Origin of the sequence: Winogradskyella flava, assembly GCF_014243395.1 — a bacterium.
Classification (GTDB): Bacteria; Bacteroidota; Bacteroidia; order Flavobacteriales; family Flavobacteriaceae; genus Winogradskyella; species Winogradskyella flava.
In genome coordinates, this window is sequence record NZ_JACLCP010000001.1 from 227,368 (window position 1) to 249,363 (window position 21,996).

Sequence of the window (21,996 nt, forward strand, 5' to 3'; positions counted from 1 at the left end):
ACTTCAAAAAACTGTAATAATCTATGACAATTCACTAAGGTAACGATGAATCATACTCACAACAACCGAACCTTCTCCAACTGCAGACGCTACGCGTTTCACTGAGTCGGCACGCACATCACCAACGGCAAATATGCCAGGTATACTCGATTCCAAAGCTTGTGGTTCGCGCTTAGAATAGATATCGCATTTAGTTAAGTCCTTTTTAATCAAAGAAGTACCAGTACAAAGAAACCCTCTATCATTAGTTACTACTATACCATCCATCCATCTAGTATTGGGCTGCGCACCAATAAATGAAAATACATTGGACACTTCCATATCTTTATTTTCGCCATTTGTCGAAATCGTAATGGATTCTAGATGATGGTCACCTCTAAGCTTCGTTATTTCTGTTTCTCTAAGAATTTCTATTTTTTCAGAAGCTTCCAAACGTTGCACTAAATAATCACTCATTTTTGCTCCAAGATCATTTCCTCTAATCATTACATAAACCATTTTGGCATGATTAGATAAAAACATGGCCGCTTGGCCTGCCGAATTTCCACCACCAACAATTACTACGGGTTGATCAATGCAATTACTAACATCCATCCCAGTGGCAGAATAATATATGCCACTTCCTTCATAATCCTCAATATTTTCAAGTGGCAAACGCCTGTAGGCAGCACCAGTTGCCACGATGATGGTTTTAGATTTTATAACCTTATCATTTGTTGCATAAACTATAAAATGATCTTGATTATATTCTAAGCGCTTTGCACGATGTGGTATCGAAATATTACATCCAAATTTTTGCGCTTGTATGTAAGCTCTGTTGGCTAAATCCCCTCCTGATATGCCAGTCGGGAAACCTAAATAATTTTCAATTTTTGAGCTTTTCCCAGCTTGTCCCCCCGGTGCTTGACTATCAATAGTGACAACCTCTAGCCCTTCAGAAGCTGCATAAACACTAGCTGCTAATCCTGCTGGGCCTGCTCCAATGACCAAGACATCAAAAATTTTATCTTCAAAGTCCATTAAAACACCGCTGTACCTCGCAACCTCGTCTACAGAGGGTTGTTTGCATACTTTAGATTCACTATTGATTAAAATTGGTAAATCTTGCTCAGTTAAATCAAAACTTTTTAAAAGTTCCAAAGCTTCATCTTCAGAATCCGTATCAATGAAATTGTGCCAAATGTGATTCTTTTCAAGAAAATCTCGGATTTCATAAGTCGCATTAGATTTGGCTGACCCTACTAATTTTAATCCACCAGATATTTCAGACAAAACGGTTTGCTGACGCAATAAAAATGCATTTAATAATACATCACTAATATCACTATTCTTCGATATAGCTTCTTTCAACCGATTTGGTTTTATTCGTAATAAGCTCGTATTCGCTATGGTATCTGCATGAAATTGGGCCGCTCTATTGGATAACATGCCACTATCTCCAGAGAATTCGTATTTACCGTGAGTAACAATAGTGGTTTTATTATATGGATCATTAATATTGATGGCTCCCTTAAGTATAACAAAAAAGTCATAAAGATTGTCACCAAGTGCAAATACTCTTGTAGGATCTTTATAATCTTCTACGGAGCCATAATCTTTAAGCTTGGTAACTTGATTATGTGTTAATTCAGGAAATCTTGGGTCTTTCAATTTTAATACGTTTTTATAGATTTATGTTCATAGCACCATAGCCATTTTTCATTGGGCTCGGCAGAACTGGCGACAGGATGATTTTGCGTTGAAGCGTGTTTACTTGCGTGCTTGTTTGGTGAACTATCGCAACATAATGTTGTGCCACAGGTTTGACAAGTTCTTAAATGTAACCAAGAATCTCCGGTTTTTATACAGTCGTCGCAATGATAATTTTTCGACTTTTTCACATCATCAATAGTATTGAGATGCTCACAGGTTTTGGGTTTGAACTGTCCCATAAGTATTTTCAAATTATGTAGTGTAAAGATAAGAAATGGCAAATTAATTCTTAGTTCTACTGACTCTAGAGACTTATTGTAGTATTAGAAACACCATAACCATATTAAGCACTTACATTTAAGTTTAGAAATATTAATATTTATCTATTGTTCAATTTCTGTAAAAGAAGTTTCCTTTCTTCAGATTTAAATGCAGATTTAAGTATTTTTAATTGATTTAGTTTTTCTTTTGCTTTAATATCATTTTCTTTTTTAACTTGAATTAAAGCAGAAAACCAAAGTGACTCTTCTATGTAATCATATTCTTTACCATCAAGTATTTCAAATTGCTTTAGGGCCAAATCAAATTTAGATTGATTCAACAAGGATAATGCATAATAAAATCGAATATTAGGATTCTCTGATGTTTTTAAAAGTGTTTCGAAGTCTCTTTCAGCGGTTATAAAATCATTTTTCTCATAAGCTACAAAAGCATCATTATTAGCACTAGATTCATTAGATCTAGTAACAGGCTGATAGGTGTTAGGGTAAATTTCAAAATTTGAATTGAATAATTCATTACCAGATACCGTATTAAATGAATTATAGAAAAAACCAATGGCAATAATACTTGCAACTGCTAAATAAACATACTTAAATTTATTAAAAAGTGATGTTGAGTTTACAGGATTATCTTCTAATTGCTTAAAATAAGTTTTTAATTTATCAGCCTCAGAAACTTTAAAAGCCACTGCTATATCTTTATGAGATTCAAATGCTGTTTTAAAACCTGAATTTGTTTCTAATAGACGCTCAACTTTAGCTTTTTCTTTTTCAGAAAGCCTATTTGCTATATAATCTTGTATGAGTTCCTCATTATTCATTACTTAACTTTAAATAACGTTTTTAAGTTTTTTAAACATCGTGATTTATGACTTCTCACTGTATTGCCATCCTTGTAATGGGTTAATTCTACAATTTCTTCAATCGTTAAATTTCTATAATAGAAGAGTTGTAAAAGTTTTTTGCATGTTCCCGAGATTTCATTTAAACGCTTGGCTAGTTTCAATTGGTTTTCTGTAGGTAAATTGCTTTCTAGTTTTATTTCTGTGTATTCGTCTTTTTGTTGTTCAACTTCTACTCTTAATAAGCGTTGTTTTTCCTTTAATCTCTTAAATAGTTTATTCTTTCCGATACCGAACAAATAAGTTTTTATAGTACTAGTTTTTAATTCAATTCGCGACATTACAAAATTTTGATGCATGGCAATAATAGCATCTTGATAAATATCTAAAACATCCGAAGTTTCAATTTTGTAGCGTTTCGAGTAATTTATAAACTCTGACTTATACGCCACATAAATCTCTTCTAAAGCTTTTTTATCATCAGCTCTAAGACGTTTTTGTAATTGGTCGTCACTAACCGTGTTTTTCATTTAGTTATTTAAAAGGGCAAAACATTAACAAGAAAGTCAAAGATAAATTTTTTTAAGATGACGTGTTAACATTTTAAAAGATGAAAGAACAAAAGGTGTAATCAATTTAAAAATCACAATGAAAACACTTTTAAAATTCTTACTAATTCTATTAATTTTTGGTTCTATTCAAGGTTCTGAAGCTCAAATATTTAAGAGGCTAAAAGAGAAAGCTGAAAAAGTAATTTCTGGTAAAAAGAATGTTGAAGAAGAGGTTGAGAAAAATCCAACTTTCGGTAGTGTTTTCTTAACACATTCTAATATTTATGGATCCGTAGATATACCTGAAGTTAAAAAAATAAATGCAGAACAAACTAACGACTCTTATAATTTTAGTACATCATGGTGGTCTCACGATGCCGACATACAAGATGGGTTTTATCTTTCTGTAAAAACTACAGAAGATTTACGGCACGATAGAAATGAAGACAAAGCCGTTAAACGAACTTTTAAAATTCCAGAAGAGGCAACTTTAAAACTATCATACGATCCTTTACTACCTCATTACGATAAAAATAAAGAGGACTACAAAAGGGCAGTTACTGATGACTACCAAACTTATGATGTTTCAAAAGGAGAAGTTACTATTGATGTGTTGTCCGAAGATGCTATTCAGATTTCGTTTAATGGACGTGTGAGTCTTAGGAAAATAGTAAGACTCAGTAACAATTCTGAAGACTATTCAGAACGCTATTATGAAGCTAGTATTAAAGGTGGCATTGATGGCACATCACCACAGTTTATTAATAACACAACAGTAAAAAAGAAAGAGGATTCTGCACAAAACAGTATTGGTTATACTGTAAATGAAGCACCAATTAGTACTGCCGAGCCTGACACCTATCAATTCACTTTTGAAACTAAAGTAAAAGTTACAGTCCCAGAGCAAAATCGCTCATATGACATGTCTTATTTGTTAAATCCTAGTGAAAAGTATATTGGATTAAAGGTGGATATGGGGGCTTATTCAGAGGAAGAAATTGCTGGCGAATCTATTATAATAATGGACAAAGGTAATTCTCACATTTTTGTAGAAACGCAAGGTATGAAAATGCAAATATCACAGAATATGATGGGAGGTCAAAAAATGCAAAATCCTACTGACCAAATGGAAAATTACGATTATACAAATCTTGAAAAAACAGGGGAAACTAAAACCATCCTTGGCGCAAAATGTTATGAATATACAATGTCAGATAGTGATGTAAAAATGAACCTTTGGGTTGCGCCAGAGGTAAATCTACCCAACTGGTTTATTCAAAATCGGGAGGTGCTCAAGGGACATATTATGGAATATACCATTGTGTCTAAAGACGGAAATATGACAAGCGAAACCATAGCTATAAATGACAATATCAGTAAAACTATAAACCCCAAGGAATATCGAAAGATGTTTTAAAAAAATAATCAAATGAAATTAAAAATATTCACAATTTTTCTTCTTGTTTCTATTCAGCTAAGTTTTGGACAATTCATCACAACTTGGGAAACTACAAGTAATAACCAGTCTATAATTATACCAACTAATTCAGTTTATACCTATAATTATGATATTGACTGGGGAGATGGAACAACTTCAACAAATGAAACAGGTAACGCCCAACATACTTACGCTGATTCAGGTACCTACACGGTATCAATATCAGGATTATTCCCAGCAATCTATTTTAATTCTGCAGGTCCTTTTAACCCAACCTTAGCAGCTAATAGAAATCGAATTAAAACAATTGAACAATGGGGGACAAATTCATGGTTAAGTATGAATAACGCATTTTCTGGATGTTCTTTTTTAACAGTAACTGCAACAGATAACCCAGATTTGAGTCAGGTAACAGACATGAGTCTCATGTTTTTTAAAGCAACAAATTTAACAGGTGATCTTAGCGATTGGGACATAAATAATGTAACACAAATGAATTCATTATTTAATCAAGCAAGTAATTTTAATAGTGATATTAGCAGTTGGGATGTAAGTAACGTAACGCAAATGAATTCACTATTTAGCGAGGCAAATAGTTTTAATATTGATATAAGTAGTTGGGACGTCTCTAATGTCATAGGTATGTCTAGGATGTTCTATCAAGCCGCTGTTTTTAATCAAGATATAGGAACTTGGGATGTAAGTAACGTAACCAATATGAACGGTATGTTTCGACGCGCTTTTGTATTTAACCAAGATATTGGCAATTGGAATGTATCTAATGTTACAGACATGAGTGAGATGTTTGAGCAGGCATTAGTATTTAATCAAAATATAGGAAGTTGGGATGTAGGTAGTGTAACTAATATGAATAGCATGTTTTTACGAAACCCAGTATTTAATCAACCTATTGGTAGCTGGGATGTGGGAAATGTGCAAGATATGTCGGAGATGTTTAGAGAGACACCCTTTAATAACAACATTAATAATTGGAACGTCGGTAATGTTTTAGATATGTCATTTATGTTTTCAGATGCTCTTTTGTTTAATCAAGATATTGGAGATTGGAATGTTTTAAGTGTCACTGACATGTCTTTTATGTTAAATAATGCAGTTGTATTTAACCAGAATCTGGGCAACTGGGACATTAATAATGTTGTAGACATGTTTGGCATGTTATCAAATACAATGCTTACTGTAACAAATTATGATGCGACGTTGATTGGCTGGGCTGCACAAACCGTGAATTCTGAGATTTCATTAAGTGCAGACGGTTTAATTTATTGTAATGCAGATACTGCTAGAACAATACTGACGTCCGCACCTAATAATTGGTCGATCACAGATGACCAATTGGACTGTAGTTCGTTGCCTAATTTTAATATTCCCGATCCAAACTTTGAGCAAGCTTTAATCGATTTAAACATCGATTCAGATGGCATTGTTAATGGACAAATGCTAGAGAGTGATGCACTTGGTGTTACGGATTTAGATGTCAATAGTTATAATATTTCTGATCTTTCAGGAATTGAGTTTTTTGCGGATCTCGAAGTACTTACTGCCTTTAACAATAATTTAAATGCAGTAGATCTGAGTCAAAATGAAGAATTAACAACCCTACTTTTAGCCTTAAATAATTTAAGCGAAATAGATCTTTTTAACAATCCTAACCTTGTTAGTTTAAGCTTAAATGAGAATAATTTAGAAGAGATTGATTTATCTAATAATCTTCTATTAACACAAGTATTTCTAAATCAAAACAACTTAGATGCAGTAGATGTTTCAATGCTTGTAAATCTTCAGAATTTAGGATTAAGTTTTAATAATATTGTAGAATTAGATATTAGTCAAAACTCTAATGTTACTTCACTTTTTTGCAATGATAATGATTTAGTTTCTTTAATTGTAAATAATGGTAACAACACTAATTTTTCAAATTTTGAAGCGCAAAATAATATTGATTTATCCTGCATTACTGTAGATGATATTAATTATAGTGATACAAATTGGTTAAATACAGAACCACAATTCAATTTTGATGCTCAAACTAGTTTTGGTATCGATTGTGCACCTACCAATGATGACTGTTTGGAGGCTAGTACATTAACATTGGCAACACTTATTTCGGGAACTACGTTCAGCGCAACGTCGTCTTCTAACTTCCCTAGTTGTCAAGAAGATACTATAGTGCTTATTGATGTGTGGTACCAATTTACCGCACCAAGTTCAGGAGCTATAACAGCAGTGGCAAGTACTATTTTAAGTAGTTTAAATATCAATCTTGCCATATATAATAATTGTAATGAAGTCGAACCAATTAGTTGCGATTCAGGCACGGTTGAGGTTACTAACTTAGTACCAGGAGAAACGTATTACCTACAAATTTGGATAGGTGGAAATCCAAACGGACGTTCGCAACAAAACACTAATCTAGTAGGTGACTTTAATATAGAGGTGGTAGATAGCTCAACACTCTCTATTGATAATAACACATTAAATTCAGAGATAACGTTATTTCCAAATCCAGCAAATACAGAGGTTAATATTCAAGTAAATTCGAACATTGATGGTGTGTCATTATTTGATATCGCAGGCAAAGAAGTTCGTACTATAAAAAGTATTAATCAACAATCTTATATACTAAATCTTGAAGACCTTTCTAAAGGATTATATACTCTTCAAATACAAACAGAAAATTCAGTCATTTCTAAAAAGCTATTAATCAAATAAATAATAATTATGAAATTTAAAAATATGTTAAGCTTTAGTCTTATTGCAATTGTTTTATCGTCTTGTTTAGGTGATAAAAAAGGAGCAAACATAGCTGAAATGAACGATAATAGTTTCGTCAATAAAAACTTCAAAGGCAACCTTCTTAATTACTCAAAAGACATGAGTGCTTGCGAGACTATGTCCACCAGTGATATTGCCTCACTATATAATGTTTCTGAGAGTATGATTGTCTTTGAGGACATTTCAAAATCAGACAGAAGAGTACCAAACTCATTACCAACATGCATGTTTTATCTTAAAGATGGCGCTAGTGATTTTGAATGGTTAAGAGGTTCTATGAATGTGCAGCCCGAAATTGGTAAAAACGAAACTGCCTACGACGTTGCTAAAGCAGCTGGTAATGGTGAGGAATGGGAAGAAGCTTGGGCTATAAATAAATCTATTTCTAAATCTTCTGAATGGATTAAAAATATAGGTATGGCAGCACTTTGGAATGATAAAAGCAAAGAACTTAAAATAAAATTTAAAGGCTATACACTTAATGTTTATCCCTTAAAAAACAGATTAAATAAAGCCGAGACTTCCAAAAATAGAGACTATAAAAGCATAGCAATTGCAATGGTAAAAGCTTCAGGATTTATTAACTAAAAACTAAAAAAATGAAATTTTTAAAACATACAATTTATGTACTTGCATTTAGTACCTGCCTTACATCTTGTTTTGGCGATCAAAAAACCATTATTGGTGAAGACTTTGGTGACACAAGTTTTGTAAACGAAAACTATAAAGGAAACAAAAAGGACTTTTCAGAATTACCAAAAGACTTATGTCAATTTTTGGATGAAGCTTCAATTTTAAAAGGTTACGATAATGCTACTTCAGTAAGTTTTAATGGTAAAAATTCTTTTGGGAATAAAAACTGCCAGTTTAATGTTGTCTTTTTTAATGACCAAAGTCAATATATAATGGGCTCAATATTTATTAATGAAAATACTAATAGTGCTAATTGGGAGGAAAGTTGGGAAATGAAGAAAAAACGCTTCAAGTCTGTTCAATACGTAAAAAATTTAGGAATGGCCGCCATCTGGAATGGTAAACAAAGAAAGCTAGAAATAAAAATGAAAGGCTATGATGCTATGATTACAGTTCCGCCAAAAATGTCTGGTAAAAATCAAATCGATAATAACACTGATGTTAAAGATATAGCAATTGCAATTGCAAAAAGTACTAATCTATTTTAAAACAACTTATTATGAAAATTTTAAAAACACTTCTATTACTTATAGTCTTTTCTTCATTTTGTAATGCACAATCTATTTCTGGTAATTTGACATTAAACGGAAAATCTGAAACTGAGTTGAAATTAGAATCTAATTCTGCAGTGCAATTATTTAAAGAGTTTAAAACAGGAAAATATCAAATAAAATTCGGTTTTAAAGGAAAAGAAATTCCGACCAATATTTACAAAGAAAAGATTGTCTTTTTTGAATTTATTACCACAATAAAGAAAGATGGTGAACTTGTTAAAAATGTAATACGTAAACAACCAATACCATATTTTCCAGGCGAAATGTTCATTCCTGCAGAAGCTTTTGATTTTATAGCAATATTAGCATCAATCTCTAAAGAGAAAGGAAATCAGGGTGTTATGCCAAATGGAAAATATTCAATACAATTAACTGTAAAGTCTGTTGATTTTAAAGGTGCTGTAGAACCCGTAGAGTTTTCGTTCAGCACAAACTAAAATTTAGTAATTTAAATTACTTCAAAACAGAAAAACTAAATAATAAACTAGTAAGAGCGTTTGTACTAACGCTCTTATTATCCTATTTTTAAATTCCTAAATATAACCTCATTGAATTTTAAGTTAACCCTGTTATTAGTAGTACTTATTAATTGTTCAGTATCTGCTGTTACAATAAAAAGTTCTCTTAAATTTCAACAAGACACACTAGTAATTAAACCAAGCTATAAAGCAAGTCAATTATTAGAATCTGGTAAAAAAGAGGAACTAATTGCTTTTTGCAAAACAGAAATTCCAAAACTTTTAAAAGTACCAGTAATAGATAGTTTAGAAATTGCCGAACTTTACAAATACCAAAATAAAGCGCATTACCAACTCGAAGAGTATTTGGAGAGTCTTAAGGTTTTAGACAAGGCAATTAAATTTTGCAACGATACAGAAGCTGGGCGCTTACTAAAGGGACAATTATATTCTGATAAAGCATCTGCCTATAATTATACGGAAAAAGACAAGGCTACCTTCAATTCAACTTTAAACGCTATTAAATATTTAAGGAGCGTTAAAAAACCTGATTATGATTATCTCATTACCTCTTACAGATATTTGTCTGAGCAATGTGCTTATCATGGTAATTTCGATGACGCTAAACAGTATTTAAGACAGGCAGAAGCACTTTATAGAAATAATAAAAAAGAAGTTGATGTAGCTGTTACAAGACCTGACGGCTACAGGTTCAAATATGATATCATATTATTGTATAGCAAGATATATCAACTATACCAATATGGAAAAACCGTAGAGGATAGTATTGAGATAGAAAAAAGTATAGATAAGTTTGAAGTATTACATAAGATGCCAGATTTTCATAAAGAGCATGATGGCGTATATTATACAACAGCATTAAACCATATAGGTGATTGGTACGCTAGTCATAAACCCGAAGCAGAAACTGCAATACAAGACTTAGAAAAAGCTCATTATTACATAGATAAATCATTAGATTTAATTGAAAATAAAGATTATAAGGGAAGCGCATCCACATTTAAGTACAACAAGGTTAAAGCACTTGTTCTATCTAATGAATTAGATAAAGCTGAAGCTTTAATGTCTGGACTTATAAAGCCATTATCAGAAACAGACGGTAGGAAACCCTTTTTTTTAGCACAAAAAGGACTTATAAAAGCAAAGCAAAAACAAAAAGATAGTGCTCTTGCTATTTTTTATAAAGCTGTTGAAAAGGTACATTCAGACTCTATTAAATTAACTCAAGATTTTAAAAATTTTAAGCCAAGTTTAACTTACGGACATACCAAGTTGTTGCTGAGAATAGCCGAAGAGTTACGAAAGTATTTTCCAAAAGATAAACACGTAAAAAAGTTAGTGGCGAGATTGTATCCAATGGCGTTTTTACAGTTTGAAAATAGTTACGATAAGCGAAAGTTTAACAAAACTCAAAAAACCTATTTAAAACAGATTGTTCAAGGAGTTCTTCAAACAAAAAAACTAGGTTATAATAAGGATTTAAGCCCAACTAACATTTTAAATCGTTATGAAAACATTCAAAACTTATTGGCATGGCAGAAATTTAAGGAAAATAGACAGATTAATAGTTTTCCAGTATTAGACTCATTGCAATTGCGGACTTATAGATTACGAGGTTTAATTGCAGGTGCTAAAGCAGAACAAGCAGTTAGTGTTGAAGATTCATTACAAATACTGTTAAGTCAAACAGAAAAATTCACAAAAGAAACAATACCAAATTTAAGCTTATTTAATACGAGTAGTTTTAAAATAGAAGATTTAAGGAAACAGCTAAAACCTAATCAGCTTATCCTAAAATATATTGTATTTGAAGATCAAATAGCAATTTATAGTATATCACAGAATGCCATAAAAGTTGATTTAAAACCATTGAGTAAATCTGATGGTAATAGCATAAATACGTTTATTAATAATATAAAGACTCAAAAATTCAATATTGAAGAAGCTAATGAGATAGCTAATCTTTTACTTCCAAATATAGAAGATAATATCGAGCATATTATAATAAATCCAGATGCAGTTCTAAATAAATTGGCATTTGAGATTTTGTCAAAAAACAATCAACTTCTCACGCAAACCTATAGTATTAGTTATACGTCTAATTTGGTATTTGTGATGCCTAAAATCAATAAAGGTCAGTACTCCAATGAATTGGCTATTTATGCACCAGAATATTCTAATTCTAATCGAGAATTATCAGTACGAAGTCAATCCACTTTTTTAGAAGGCGCACAAAAAGAATCTGAACTTATTAGTCAATTGTTCAAATCTAATCTTTACAATGGAAAAGATTTAAAAAAACAAGATTTTATTAAAACAGCATCGAAATACAAAGTTTTGCATTTAGCCATGCATACCATGATTAATGAAAAGGAATCTGGTATAAGTCGGTTATTGTTTGGTGATGAAACGTCTCAAAATGATGATTTGTATTTAGAAGAGCTCTACGGTTTAAGATTAAATGCAGATTTAGCGGTGTTGAGTGCTTGTAATACAGGTGTAGATAATAGTGAGTCAAATGTTAGTTTTGAATCTTTTCAACGCGCATTTACCTTTGCAGGTGTTCCTGCGACAGTCGCCAGTCTTTGGGAAGTTCCAGATAAATCTACGAAGGAAATTATGGTCAGTTTTTATAAAAACTTAAAAGACGGACAAACAAAATCTTTAGCATTAAGTAATGCAAAAAACGATTATAAAAACAAGCATACAAATACCAAATTAGAACAACCTTATTATTGGGCAGGTTTTGTACTTTATGGTGAGGATAAAGCTATCGTGAATACAACTTCTAACATAGTATATTATGTTTTATTAGCGTCAATAATTTTAATTTTCAGTGCAGCTCTATTTAAAATAAAACGCGAAAAAACTGCTCCTTAATGCGCCTCCAACCAATTATTTCCAATATCTAAATCTACATCCAAGGGTACTGACAGTTGATAAGCATTTTCCATCTCGGTTTTTATGAGATTCTTTAAGCCTTCTAATTCAGGTTTATATACGTCAAAAACCAATTCATCATGGACTTGCAAAAGCATTTTTGTTTTGTAGCTGCCTTCATTTAATTTTTTATGAATATTAATCATAGCTATTTTAATAATATCAGCAGCACTACCTTGTATAGGTGCATTAACGGCATTTCGTTCTGCAGCTCCACGAACAACCGCATTTCTAGAATTGATATCCTTTAAATAACGACGGCGACCTAAAACAGTTTGAACATAGCCGTTGTCTCTAGCAAAATCTACCTGATCCTGAATGTAATTTCTTAGTTTAGGATACGTCGCATAATACGTGTCTATTAATTCCTTGGATTCAGAACGTGATAAAGTGGTTTGGTTACTCAAACCAAATGCGGAAACACCATAAATAATTCCGAAGTTGACCGTTTTTGCATTGCTACGTTGTTCTCTTGTGACGTCTGAAATAGGAACATTAAATACTCTTGAAGCCGTTGAGGCATGAATGTCCTCTCCATTTTTAAACGCTTCAATCATGGTTTCCTCTTCACTTAATGCGGCAATAATTCGCAATTCTATTTGCGAGTAATCAGCAGCTAGTAAAGTGTAATCCCCATTTCTAGGAACAAAGGCTTTACGTACTTGACGACCACGTTCCGTTCGGATTGGAATATTCTGTAGGTTTGGATTATTACTACTCAAACGACCTGTTGCAGCAACGGTTTGCATGTAATCCGTGTGTACGCGTCCTGTGGATGTTTCCACTTGTAATGGAAGTGCATCGACATACGTGCTTTTTAATTTCGAAAGTCCTCTATAGTCTAAAATATTCTGAATGATGTCATGGTCTTTAGCTAAGTAACTTAAGACATCTTCTGCTGTTGAATATTGTCCAGTTTTCGTCTTTTTCGGTTTGTCAACCAATTTTAATTTTTCAAACAAAATCACACCTAATTGTTTGGGCGATGCAATGTTGAACTCTTCTCCTGCCGCTTCATAAATCTTCTTTTCAAGATTGGCAATATCATTATTGAGTTCTTCAGAAAGTGAATTTAAAAAGTCCTTGTCTAAATTGATGCCTTCCAATTCCATAGCTGCCAAAACACGAAGCAATGGCACTTCAATATCATTAAATAGTTTTTGTGTATTGGCCTCTCCTAATTCCTTTTCAAAATGTTCTTTGAGTTGCAAGGTGATATCGGCATCTTCAACTGCATATTCGGTTTGCTTGTCCAAAGGTACATCTCGCATTGAGAGTTGATTCTTTCCTTTTTTACCAATGAGTTCTGTAATCGAAATAGGTGTGTAATTGAGATACGTTTCCGCCAAGACATCCATATTATGACGCATATCTGGATTAATCAAATAGTGCGCTAACATGGTATCAAAAAGCTTGCCTTTTACCTCAACATTATATTTTGCCAAAACCTTGATATCGTATTTTAAGTTCTGTCCGATTTTTTCGATGTTTTCATTTTCAAAGAATGGTCTTAACTCTTCAATAAGCAATTGCGCGTCTTCTCTATCCTCCGGAAAAGGCACATAAAATCCTTTCCCTGTTTCCCAAGAAAATGCAATACCTACAAGTTCTGCAGTTAGCGGATTAAGTCCTGTTGTTTCTGTATCAAAACATACCGAAGTTTGATTCAGTAAATTTTTTACAAAGAGTTTAGTTGCCATCCCTGAAGCCACACTTTGATAGAAATGCGATGTAGTTTTACCTGTGTTCCTTGTATATTCAGATGTAGTTTCAGTAGTTGTTACATCCTCTCCACCAAATAATGAAAACTGACCAGCACCTGCTGATTTTTGTTCTTTTGGCGGCGATTTAGGAGCTTCTTTCTTTTCAGCTGTTTGAGCCACATCATATGTTGTATCTGCGGCAAACGTTTTCAAGAAATTATCGGTAAGTCTTCTAAATTCTAAATCTTGGAAAATTTGTTTTACTTTTTCGACATCAGGATGATCGAGTTCAAAATTCTTAGCATTGAATTCAACAGGAACATCGAGCATTATAGTCGCCAATTTCTTAGATAATAATCCAAGTTCGCCATTAGCTTCGACTTTCTCTTTCATTTTACCTTTCAACTGATCCGTGTTGGCCAACAATCCCTCCATACTACCAAATTGTGCTAAAAACTTCTTTGCCGTTTTTTCACCAACTCCAGGAAGACCCGGAATATTATCGGATGAATCTCCCATCATACCCAAAAAGTCAATCACCTGCATTGGCTCAGTCACTTCAAATTTCTTTTGTACTTCAGGAATCCCCCAAGTTTCATATCCACCACCAAAGACTGGACGATACATAAAAATATTATCCGTAACCAACTGTGCAAAATCCTTATCTGGCGTGACCATAAATACTTTATAACCTTCCTTTTCTGCTTGCCTAGATAAGGTTCCTATAACGTCATCTGCTTCATAACCTTCCTTAACCATAATTGGAATATGCATAGCCTTTAAAATCTCATGGATGTAAGGAATGGCTGTTTTTATGCCTTCTGGAGTTTCATCGCGATTGGCTTTGTACTCTTCATACATTTCTACACGATCGACGCTCCCACCTTTATCAAAGCAAACGGCTAAATGGTCTGGCCGCTCACGTTTGATTACATCCAAAAGTGAGTTCATAAACCCCATGATGGCCGAAGTATCTTCGCCTTTGGAATTGATTCTTGGGTTTTTTATAAAAGCGTAGTAGCCACGAAAAATTAAAGCATAAGCGTCTACGAGAAACAGTCGTTTTTGGTCTGACATGAAATAAAATTTTGAAGTCTATAAAACTACGAAAACTTAAGGGTTTATTTGAAAAGCAATTTGTAATTTTCCACAATCAATTTTTTAATATGAAAACATTCTCAATAGCCATACATGGTGGTGCAGGCACCTTAGTAAAAGGATTAATGACGGCCGAACTAGAAAACGAATATAAAGCCGCACTTAAACTTGCTTTGGATGAGGGCTATCGCACTTTAGAAGATGGAGCAAGCGCTATAGATGCTGTTGAGACAGCTGTAAAACTATTGGAAGATTCTCCTTTATTCAATGCTGGGAAAGGTTCCGTTTTTACGGCAGAAGGCACACACGAAATGGATGCTGCCATTATGGACGGAAAAACACTAAATGCTGGAGCAGTGTCACTTGTAACGGGTATCAAAAATCCTGTGTCATTAGCTAGAGATGTTATGGATAAAAGCTATCATGTGTTTTTAGCAGGAGAAGGTGCCATGAAATTTGCAGAAGATCACGGTCATGGAATTGAGTCTCCTGACTATTTTTACGACGAGGTGCGTTATAGACAATGGCAAGGCATAAAGGATAGTGATAGTTTTCAGTTGGACCATTCCGTAAAAAAAGATGGAAAGTTTGGAACGGTTGGTGCTGTTGCTTGCGATCAATATGGTAATGTTGCAGCAGCGACCTCAACAGGTGGTATGACCAATAAAAAATGGGGGCGTGTTGGCGATTCGCCAATGATAGGCGCAGGGAATTATGCCAATAATAACACTTGTGCCGTAAGTTGCACTGGAAGTGGTGAATTTTTTATACGTGGTGTTGTGGCTTATGATGTGTCTTCCATAATGGAACATAAAGGTTTGTCTTTGGAGGAAGCCTCTCATGAGGTTATTTATAAACGTATTCTAGAGATTAATGGTGATGGTGGATTGATTGCTGTAGATGCTAATGGGAATATAGCAATGCCTTTTAATACGGAAGGTATGTATCGTGCTTGTAGATCTTCTAACGGACAAGAAGATATTTCAATCTATAAATAATGGAAGTTCGGCATTTAGGCAATACCAATTTTGATGTGATTATGAAATGCTTTCTTTCTGCATTCGACAATTACTTTGTGAAAATGCCAACAGATCATGAATTTTATCGGAGAGGTTGGAAAGCGGCTGGCGTACAATATGATTTATCTTTTGGTATGTTTGATGAAGATATATTGGTTGGATTTATCATTAGTGCCATAGATCAACGTCAAGGTCATTTAACCGCTTATAATTCTGGCACAGGTGTTATTCCTGAATATCGAGGACAACGCATTGTGAAGTCCATCTACGATTACGCGCTTCCAAAGTTAGTTGAACATGGCGTTACAAAGTGCCAACTCGAAGTTATTACAGAAAATGAGAAAGCCATAAAATCATACCAAGGTATTGGTTTTAAAATCCGTAAACACTACAAATGTTTTAAGGGTATGGTTACAACAGAAATTGATAATGACTTCATCTTAAAAAAGGTTAACCATCAAGATATGGATTGGGATGCATTATCAAATCAAGATTACTATTCTTGGGACAACCAAAAGGAAAGCATAGCAAAAGGACATTTTGACTGTTACCAAGTGTGGATTAAAGACAAGATACAATCTTATTTCATTATGAATTCTGAAAGTGGTTATGTAGCACAATTTGAAGTTTTCGAGGATTCAGCTAAACAATGGACTATACTTTTTTCTGCTATCAAATCCGTTAATCGAAATATCAGAATCAATAATATTGATGACAGATTAACCCATAAACTGAAAGCTGTTGAAGCTGTTGGATTGGAAAATACTGTTGATCAGTTTGAGATGGAATTATTTATTTAATTTACAACTGCCTTACAGCTTCCAACTCTACTTTCAATTCTTGAAACATCATCATGATGCTACTGAGTTTTAATTCCTTTTCGTCGTACTCTTGGGTATTGATACAGCAGGTGAATTCCCAAAGTTCCAATATGCTGTCTTTAGCAACCAAGTAAGGTTGATATGCCTTGTTATCCGAACTCAACAATAGATGCTGTTCGTCATTTTCAGGACGATAAACACGCTTGTAAACCAAACCGTCATTTTTAGTCAAGACAACATAAGTTCTCCCACTCTTAATATCGCGAATATCTTCTATAAATTTTGCTACTATAAAAGATCCATCCTTAACTGGCAACATGGAATCGCCTTTTATAGGAAATGCCCTGTGCGTTCCCGTTGGTAAAAACGGTAATTTAATTTTTTGGAGTTGCTCTATATATTCTGGATCATCGTAGCCAGACAAATAACCTGCAGAAGCTTTTGCTGGTACAATCTCTATAAGATCTTCGTTATTCTCATTTACCGTAACCGGAAACAAAACACGCTTGTTACCAACTTCAATAAACGAGGTGTCCTTGGCCTTTCGCAAATCTTTACGCACCAAAATATCTATAGGAATATCAAAGTAATTGGATAAATCTATTAGCCGCTCAATAGGTGGCTCACTTCTTCCCTCCTCATAAGATCCAACGACAGAACGTGTCCAATTAAGATCATCTGCAAAACGCTCTTGGGATAATTGCTTTAAAGTTCTAAGGTGTTTTATGTTGGCTTGTATAGGCTTCATCAAAATTCATATTTAACAATATTTGCTACAAATATAAGCAACAAAAACTACATATGATAGCTAATTTTGTTAATCCTATGTATTTAAACTGTCACACCTATTACAGCCTGCGCTACGGCACTATAAAACCTGAGAAACTGCTTGCTATTGCTTCAGAAAATGGTGTTCAGACTTTAGCGCTTACTGATATTAATACCACCTCAGCCTGTTTGGATATTGTGCGCCTATCTAAAAAATATAAAGTAAAACCTGTTCTTGGTGTCGATTTTAGAAACAAGGCGCATCAAGAATTTATTCTCATTGCAAAAAACAACAATGGATTTAAAAATATCAATGATTATCTGTCTAAATTTCTTCATAACCGTGATTTAAAAATTCCTGAACGACCTGAGGTTATTTTAGAAGATTGTTTCGTGATTTATCCTTACCAAAAAGGCAAGAATTTCAACTTAAAACCTAATGAGTTTTTAGGTATTGCTCCTAAAGACCTTAATCATTTGAAATTTTCGAAATGGAATCAATTTAGAGATAAATTAGTAGTCTTGAAAACGGTCTCTTTTCAAAATAAGAAAGGATTTAATACACATCGCTTACTACGCGCTATTGATAATAACACCTTGTTGAGTAAACTACCAAAAACTGAAGAGGGTAACCCAGATGATATGATGATGCCTTATGACGAACTGTGTCATACATATTCCGAATTTGCAAAGCTAATACATAATACAGAGCAACTTCTGGAGGATTGTACCATTGATTTCGATTTTGAAAACAACGAACCCAAAAATCAAAAATGTCTAACTGAAAATGTAGCTTCAGACTATGCCCTATTAGAAAAACTAACCTACGACGGCATCACTTATCGTTATGGTAATGATGCTAGACCAGAAATTTACCAACGTATAGACAAGGAACTTCATATTATAAAAGAGAAAGGCTTTGTATCCTATTTTCTAATCAACTGGAAAATCTTGGAATACGCACGCAGTAAAGGGTATTTCTATGTTGGTCGCGGAAGTGGTGCCAATAGTATTATTGCGTATTTACTTCGTATTACAGATGTAGATCCTATTGAGCTAGATCTGTATTTTGAGCGCTTCATCAATCTCTTTCGACAAAATCCGCCAGATTTCGATATCGACTTTTCATGGAAAGATAGAGATGATATTACACATTTCATTTTCGACAACTTCAAGAACACAGCTTTAATAACAGTTTATAACACTTTTAAATTCAAGGCTTCTGTACGCGAATTAGGTAAGGTTTTTGGATTACCAAAGTCTGAAATGGATATGCTAACACGAGGTAAGTTTAATGTGAGCCAATTGGATAGACTCTCACAACTCGTTCTTAAATACAGCCAATACATTGAGGGTTTTCCTAACTACTTAGGCATTCATGCAGGTGGTATTTTAATTTCAGAAAAGCCAATTCATTATTATGGTGCGACATTTATGCCTCCTAAAGGTTTTCCCACGACACAGTTTGATATGGTCGTTGCAGAAGATATTGGCCTCTACAAATTCGACATTTTAAGTCAGCGCGGCTTAGGAAAAATTAAAGATGCCGTAGACATTGTGGCTTATAACCATCCTCATCAACCCAAACTTGATATTCATGATATTAAGCGTTTTAAACAAGATGAACGCATAAAATATCTATTGCGAAATGCCAAAGCCATTGGTTGCTTCTATGTAGAATCGCCTGCTATGCGTATGCTATTAAAAAAATTACAAGTAGATGATTATTTGGGTTTGGTAGCTGCAAGTTCAGTCATTCGTCCTGGTGTCGCCAAAAGTGGCATGATGCGTCAATACATTTTACGTTATCGCTATCCCGAAAAACGACAAGAGGCACATCCTGTATTAGCAGAACTGATGCCAGAAACTTTTGGCGTTATGGTCTATCAAGAAGATGTGATTAAAGTGGCACATCACTTTGGCGGTTTGGATTTGGGTGAAGCCGATATGTTACGTCGCGGCATGTCTGGTAAATTTCGTTCGCGTGACGAATTTTTAAAAGTGAAACAACAATTTTTTGATAACTGTATAAACGATGGAAAACCCTATGAATTTGTGGCTGACGTTTGGCGGCAAATTGAAAGTTTTGCTGGCTATGCCTTTGCAAAAGGGCATTCGGCATCCTATGCCGTGGAGAGCTATCAAAGCCTGTTCTTAAAAGCCTATTATCCTTTGGAATATATGACGGCCACTATCAATAATTTTGGTGGATTTTACCGAACAGAGCTTTATATTCATGAAGCTAGAATGCATGGCGGGAAAATTGAAGCGCCTTGTATAAACACTAGTTTTGCACAAGCCATTATCAATAGTGACATTATTTTTTTAGGCTTTATGTTTTTACAATCTTTAGAATCTAAAACCATAGAGCGTATTCTTGAGGAACGCGAAAGTTATGGATTGTTTAAATCTCTCGATGATTTTATAGAGCGTGTTCCTATTTCTGTAGAACAGATTACCATTCTTATAAAAATAAATGCATTTCGCTTTACTAAAATTAATAAACGTGAGCTGTTATGGGAAGCACATCTAAAAATCAGTAAAACCGTTATCCAAGAACATATTGTGACGCTATTTAAAACCAAGCGCATTAATTACAGTACGCCAAAATTACCAAGTACAGCATTAGAAAATGCTTTTGACGAAATAGAGCTATTAGGCTTTCCACTCTGCAATCCGTTTTATTTATTAGAGCAACCATCTACTAGTAGATTACGTGCCAAACATCTACTGAAGCTAGAGGGAAAGCTTATAAAAATTGAAGGGTATTTAGTAACAACGAAAAACACAAAAACCGCAAATGGAAAGCTCATGCACTTTGGGACGTTTCTAGATCGTGATGGTGATTTTATAGATACGGTTCACTTTCCTCCTATAGCAGTAAAATACCCATTTAGAGGAAAAGGCATTTATGAAGTTATAGGCAAAGTGATGGTAGAATTTGATTGTGTGAATATTGAAGTTTCAAAGCTAGAACGTTTGGCTATTATTGAAGATCCACGTTACGCTATCAATTCTTTGAATCCAACATTTCAAAGGAAGAAAAGTTTTAAGGACCTTAAAGCACAATATGAATAATAATCGCTCTATAGTACACATGGATTTAGACACCTTTTTTGTGTCTTGTGAACGACGTAAGGATAGTCGTCTAAATGACAAACCTATACTTATTGGTGGCACTAGTGATAGAGGTGTTGTTGCTTCTTGTAGTTATGAGGCCAGAACTTTTGGTGTCCATTCTGCTATGCCAATGCGTATGGCAAAACAATTATGTCCTGAAGCCATTGTACTTAGAGGAAATTCTGGGCTATACAGCGAATTCTCTAATGAAGTCACAGATGTAATAAAAGAAAGTGTACCACTTTACGAAAAGACATCCATTGATGAGTTTTATCTAGATTTAACAGGCATGGATAAATTCTTTGGTTGCCACAAGTTGGCTTCAGAATTACGGCAACGCATCATTAAAGAAACCGGATTACCAATTTCATTTGGTTTGTCATTAAATAAGACCGTTTCAAAAATTGCAACAGGTGAAGCAAAACCCAATAATGAGATTAGAATTATATCTGGTACCGAAAAGCCATTCTTAGCACCACTCTCGGTGAAAAAGATTCCAATGGTTGGTAATGTGACTTACAAAGCTTTATGCGATTTAGGCGTGAAACGTATTAAAACCGTACAGGACATGCCCATGGAATTAATGCATAAAGTTCTTGGTAAAAACGGCCTTTCTATTTGGAAAAAAGCCAACGGTATTGATAATAGTCCTGTAATACAATACCATGAGCGTAAGTCTATTTCTACAGAGCGCACCTTTGGGCAAGACACTACAGATATGCATAAGCTTAAAGGCTTGGTCATTGCTATGGCAGAAAATTTGGCTTTCCAGCTGCGTCGTGGTCATAAGCTCACAGCTTGTGTCACCTTTAAAATTCGATATTCTGATTTTCAAACCTACACACAACAACAGCGAATTCCATATAGTGCCATGGACCACAATATTATTCCTGTGGTCTTAGGACTATTTAAAAAACTATATAATCGCAGATTATTGGTTCGATTAATTGGTGTAAAGTTTAGTCATTTGGTAGAAGGTGGTCATCAAGTCAACCTTTTTGAAGACAACGAGATGCATCTCAATTTAGCAAATGCCATGGACAAGATGCGTAAACGTTATGGCGATAGGGTTGTGATGAGTGCTGCTGGTATGGAAGCTAAAACGATTAGTCGTTGGAACCCTTTTAATGGCGAACCGCCTCCTTTATTGGCGAATAGACATCAGTAGATCAATCTTCAACATACTCTAAAATATATTTATATA

The 21,996-nt window shown here is 34.0% G+C and carries 16 protein-coding genes; 10 read left to right on the plus strand and 6 right to left on the minus strand.

Annotated features, from left to right (window positions below; translation table 11 throughout):
• Positions 1 to 21 precede the first annotated feature (21 nt).
• The 4 genes from H7F21_RS00905 to H7F21_RS00920 form a co-directional block, all read right to left on the minus strand.
• Complete coding sequence (locus H7F21_RS00905; protein WP_185787359.1) at positions 22 to 1,650, minus strand: FAD-dependent oxidoreductase; 1,629 nt, start codon at positions 1,648 to 1,650, stop codon at positions 22 to 24.
• 2 nt (positions 1,651 to 1,652) lie between these two features.
• Positions 1,653 to 1,931, minus strand: coding sequence for a UBP-type zinc finger domain-containing protein (locus tag H7F21_RS00910; protein WP_185787360.1), 279 nt, complete (start codon positions 1,929 to 1,931; stop codon positions 1,653 to 1,655).
• Between the two features lie 140 nt (positions 1,932 to 2,071).
• Complete coding sequence (locus H7F21_RS00915) at positions 2,072 to 2,794, minus strand: tetratricopeptide repeat protein (protein ID WP_185787361.1); 723 nt, start codon at positions 2,792 to 2,794, stop codon at positions 2,072 to 2,074.
• Positions 2,794 to 3,345, minus strand: coding sequence for an RNA polymerase sigma factor (locus H7F21_RS00920; RefSeq protein ID WP_185787362.1), 552 nt, complete (start codon positions 3,343 to 3,345; stop codon positions 2,794 to 2,796). Before H7F21_RS00920 ends, H7F21_RS00915 begins: the two co-directional genes overlap by 1 nt.
• A 118-nt stretch (positions 3,346 to 3,463) precedes the next feature.
• Here H7F21_RS00920 and H7F21_RS00925 point away from each other — a divergent pair, with 118 nt between their 5' ends.
• The 6 genes from H7F21_RS00925 to H7F21_RS00950 all read left to right on the plus strand — a co-directional run bounded on the left by H7F21_RS00925 (position 3,464) and on the right by H7F21_RS00950 (position 12,203).
• Positions 3,464 to 4,783 (plus strand): DUF4412 domain-containing protein, encoded by a 1,320-nt coding sequence (locus H7F21_RS00925; RefSeq protein ID WP_185787363.1) that lies wholly within the window; start codon positions 3,464 to 3,466, stop codon positions 4,781 to 4,783.
• Positions 4,784 to 4,795: 12 nt separating this feature from the next.
• The gene (locus H7F21_RS00930; protein ID WP_185787364.1) at positions 4,796 to 7,534 is read left to right on the plus strand and encodes a BspA family leucine-rich repeat surface protein; all 2,739 of its coding nucleotides are present in this window, start codon (positions 4,796 to 4,798) and stop codon (positions 7,532 to 7,534) included.
• 9 nt (positions 7,535 to 7,543) lie between these two features.
• The gene (locus H7F21_RS00935) at positions 7,544 to 8,185 is read left to right on the plus strand and encodes a hypothetical protein (RefSeq protein WP_185787365.1); all 642 of its coding nucleotides are present in this window, start codon (positions 7,544 to 7,546) and stop codon (positions 8,183 to 8,185) included.
• An 11-nt stretch (positions 8,186 to 8,196) separates the two neighbouring features.
• On the plus strand, positions 8,197 to 8,778 hold the full coding sequence (locus H7F21_RS00940) for a hypothetical protein (protein ID WP_185787366.1): 582 nt from the start codon (positions 8,197 to 8,199) through the stop codon (positions 8,776 to 8,778).
• 11 nt (positions 8,779 to 8,789) lie between these two features.
• Positions 8,790 to 9,281, plus strand: coding sequence for a hypothetical protein (locus H7F21_RS00945; RefSeq protein ID WP_185787367.1), 492 nt, complete (start codon positions 8,790 to 8,792; stop codon positions 9,279 to 9,281).
• 111 nt (positions 9,282 to 9,392) lie between these two features.
• Entirely contained in the window at positions 9,393 to 12,203 is a 2,811-nt protein-coding gene (locus H7F21_RS00950; protein ID WP_185787368.1) for a CHAT domain-containing protein, read from the plus strand.
• Here the strand turns inward: H7F21_RS00950 and polA are convergent.
• Positions 12,200 to 15,043: a DNA polymerase I gene (polA, locus tag H7F21_RS00955; protein WP_185787369.1), complete on the minus strand. Its 2,844-nt coding sequence runs from the start codon at positions 15,041 to 15,043 to the stop codon at positions 12,200 to 12,202. The genes H7F21_RS00950 and polA overlap by 4 nt on opposite strands.
• An 89-nt stretch (positions 15,044 to 15,132) precedes the next feature.
• Here polA and H7F21_RS00960 point away from each other — a divergent pair, with 89 nt between their 5' ends.
• Both H7F21_RS00960 and H7F21_RS00965 read left to right on the plus strand, forming a co-directional pair.
• Positions 15,133 to 16,062: an isoaspartyl peptidase/L-asparaginase family protein gene (locus tag H7F21_RS00960; RefSeq protein WP_185787370.1), complete on the plus strand. Its 930-nt coding sequence runs from the start codon at positions 15,133 to 15,135 to the stop codon at positions 16,060 to 16,062.
• Positions 16,062 to 16,883: a GNAT family N-acetyltransferase gene (locus H7F21_RS00965; RefSeq protein ID WP_185787371.1), complete on the plus strand. Its 822-nt coding sequence runs from the start codon at positions 16,062 to 16,064 to the stop codon at positions 16,881 to 16,883. The genes H7F21_RS00960 and H7F21_RS00965 overlap by 1 nt, the downstream gene beginning before the upstream one ends.
• Position 16,884: 1 nt before the next feature.
• Here the strand turns inward: H7F21_RS00965 and H7F21_RS00970 are convergent, their stop codons facing one another.
• Positions 16,885 to 17,652: an XRE family transcriptional regulator gene (locus H7F21_RS00970; RefSeq protein WP_185787372.1), complete on the minus strand. Its 768-nt coding sequence runs from the start codon at positions 17,650 to 17,652 to the stop codon at positions 16,885 to 16,887.
• A 53-nt stretch (positions 17,653 to 17,705) separates the two neighbouring features.
• Between H7F21_RS00970 and H7F21_RS00975 the strand changes: the two genes are divergently transcribed.
• Together H7F21_RS00975 and dinB are read left to right on the plus strand one after the other, a co-directional pair.
• Complete coding sequence (locus H7F21_RS00975) at positions 17,706 to 20,750, plus strand: DNA polymerase III subunit alpha (RefSeq protein WP_246431393.1); 3,045 nt, start codon at positions 17,706 to 17,708, stop codon at positions 20,748 to 20,750.
• Positions 20,743 to 21,960 carry a DNA polymerase IV gene (gene dinB / locus H7F21_RS00980; protein WP_185787373.1) on the plus strand — a complete coding sequence of 406 codons (1,218 nt, stop codon included), beginning with the start codon at positions 20,743 to 20,745 and terminating at the stop codon, positions 21,958 to 21,960. Before H7F21_RS00975 ends, dinB begins: the two co-directional genes overlap by 8 nt.
• Positions 21,961 to 21,996: the final 36 nt, after the last annotated feature.

Excerpts from the sequence above, each read along its gene's own strand:
- H7F21_RS00910 (WP_185787360.1), bottom strand. The coding sequence starts at position 1,931 with ATGGGACAGTTCAAACCCAAAACCTGTGAGCATCTCAATACTATTGAT.
- H7F21_RS00915 (WP_185787361.1), bottom strand. The coding sequence starts at position 2,794 with ATGAATAATGAGGAACTCATACAAGATTATATAGCAAATAGGCTTTCT.
- H7F21_RS00920 (WP_185787362.1), bottom strand. The coding sequence starts at position 3,345 with ATGAAAAACACGGTTAGTGACGACCAATTACAAAAACGTCTTAGAGCT.
- H7F21_RS00925 (WP_185787363.1), top strand. The coding sequence starts at position 3,464 with ATGAAAACACTTTTAAAATTCTTACTAATTCTATTAATTTTTGGTTCT.
- H7F21_RS00930 (WP_185787364.1), top strand. The coding sequence starts at position 4,796 with ATGAAATTAAAAATATTCACAATTTTTCTTCTTGTTTCTATTCAGCTA.
- H7F21_RS00935 (WP_185787365.1), top strand. The coding sequence starts at position 7,544 with ATGAAATTTAAAAATATGTTAAGCTTTAGTCTTATTGCAATTGTTTTA.
- H7F21_RS00940 (WP_185787366.1), top strand. The coding sequence starts at position 8,197 with ATGAAATTTTTAAAACATACAATTTATGTACTTGCATTTAGTACCTGC.
- H7F21_RS00945 (WP_185787367.1), top strand. The coding sequence starts at position 8,790 with ATGAAAATTTTAAAAACACTTCTATTACTTATAGTCTTTTCTTCATTT.
- polA (WP_185787369.1), bottom strand. The coding sequence starts at position 15,043 with ATGTCAGACCAAAAACGACTGTTTCTCGTAGACGCTTATGCTTTAATT.
- H7F21_RS00960 (WP_185787370.1), top strand. The coding sequence starts at position 15,133 with ATGAAAACATTCTCAATAGCCATACATGGTGGTGCAGGCACCTTAGTA.
- H7F21_RS00965 (WP_185787371.1), top strand. The coding sequence starts at position 16,062 with ATGGAAGTTCGGCATTTAGGCAATACCAATTTTGATGTGATTATGAAA.
- H7F21_RS00970 (WP_185787372.1), bottom strand. The coding sequence starts at position 17,652 with ATGAAGCCTATACAAGCCAACATAAAACACCTTAGAACTTTAAAGCAA.
- H7F21_RS00975 (WP_246431393.1), top strand. The coding sequence starts at position 17,706 with ATGATAGCTAATTTTGTTAATCCTATGTATTTAAACTGTCACACCTAT.
- dinB (WP_185787373.1), top strand. The coding sequence starts at position 20,743 with ATGAATAATAATCGCTCTATAGTACACATGGATTTAGACACCTTTTTT.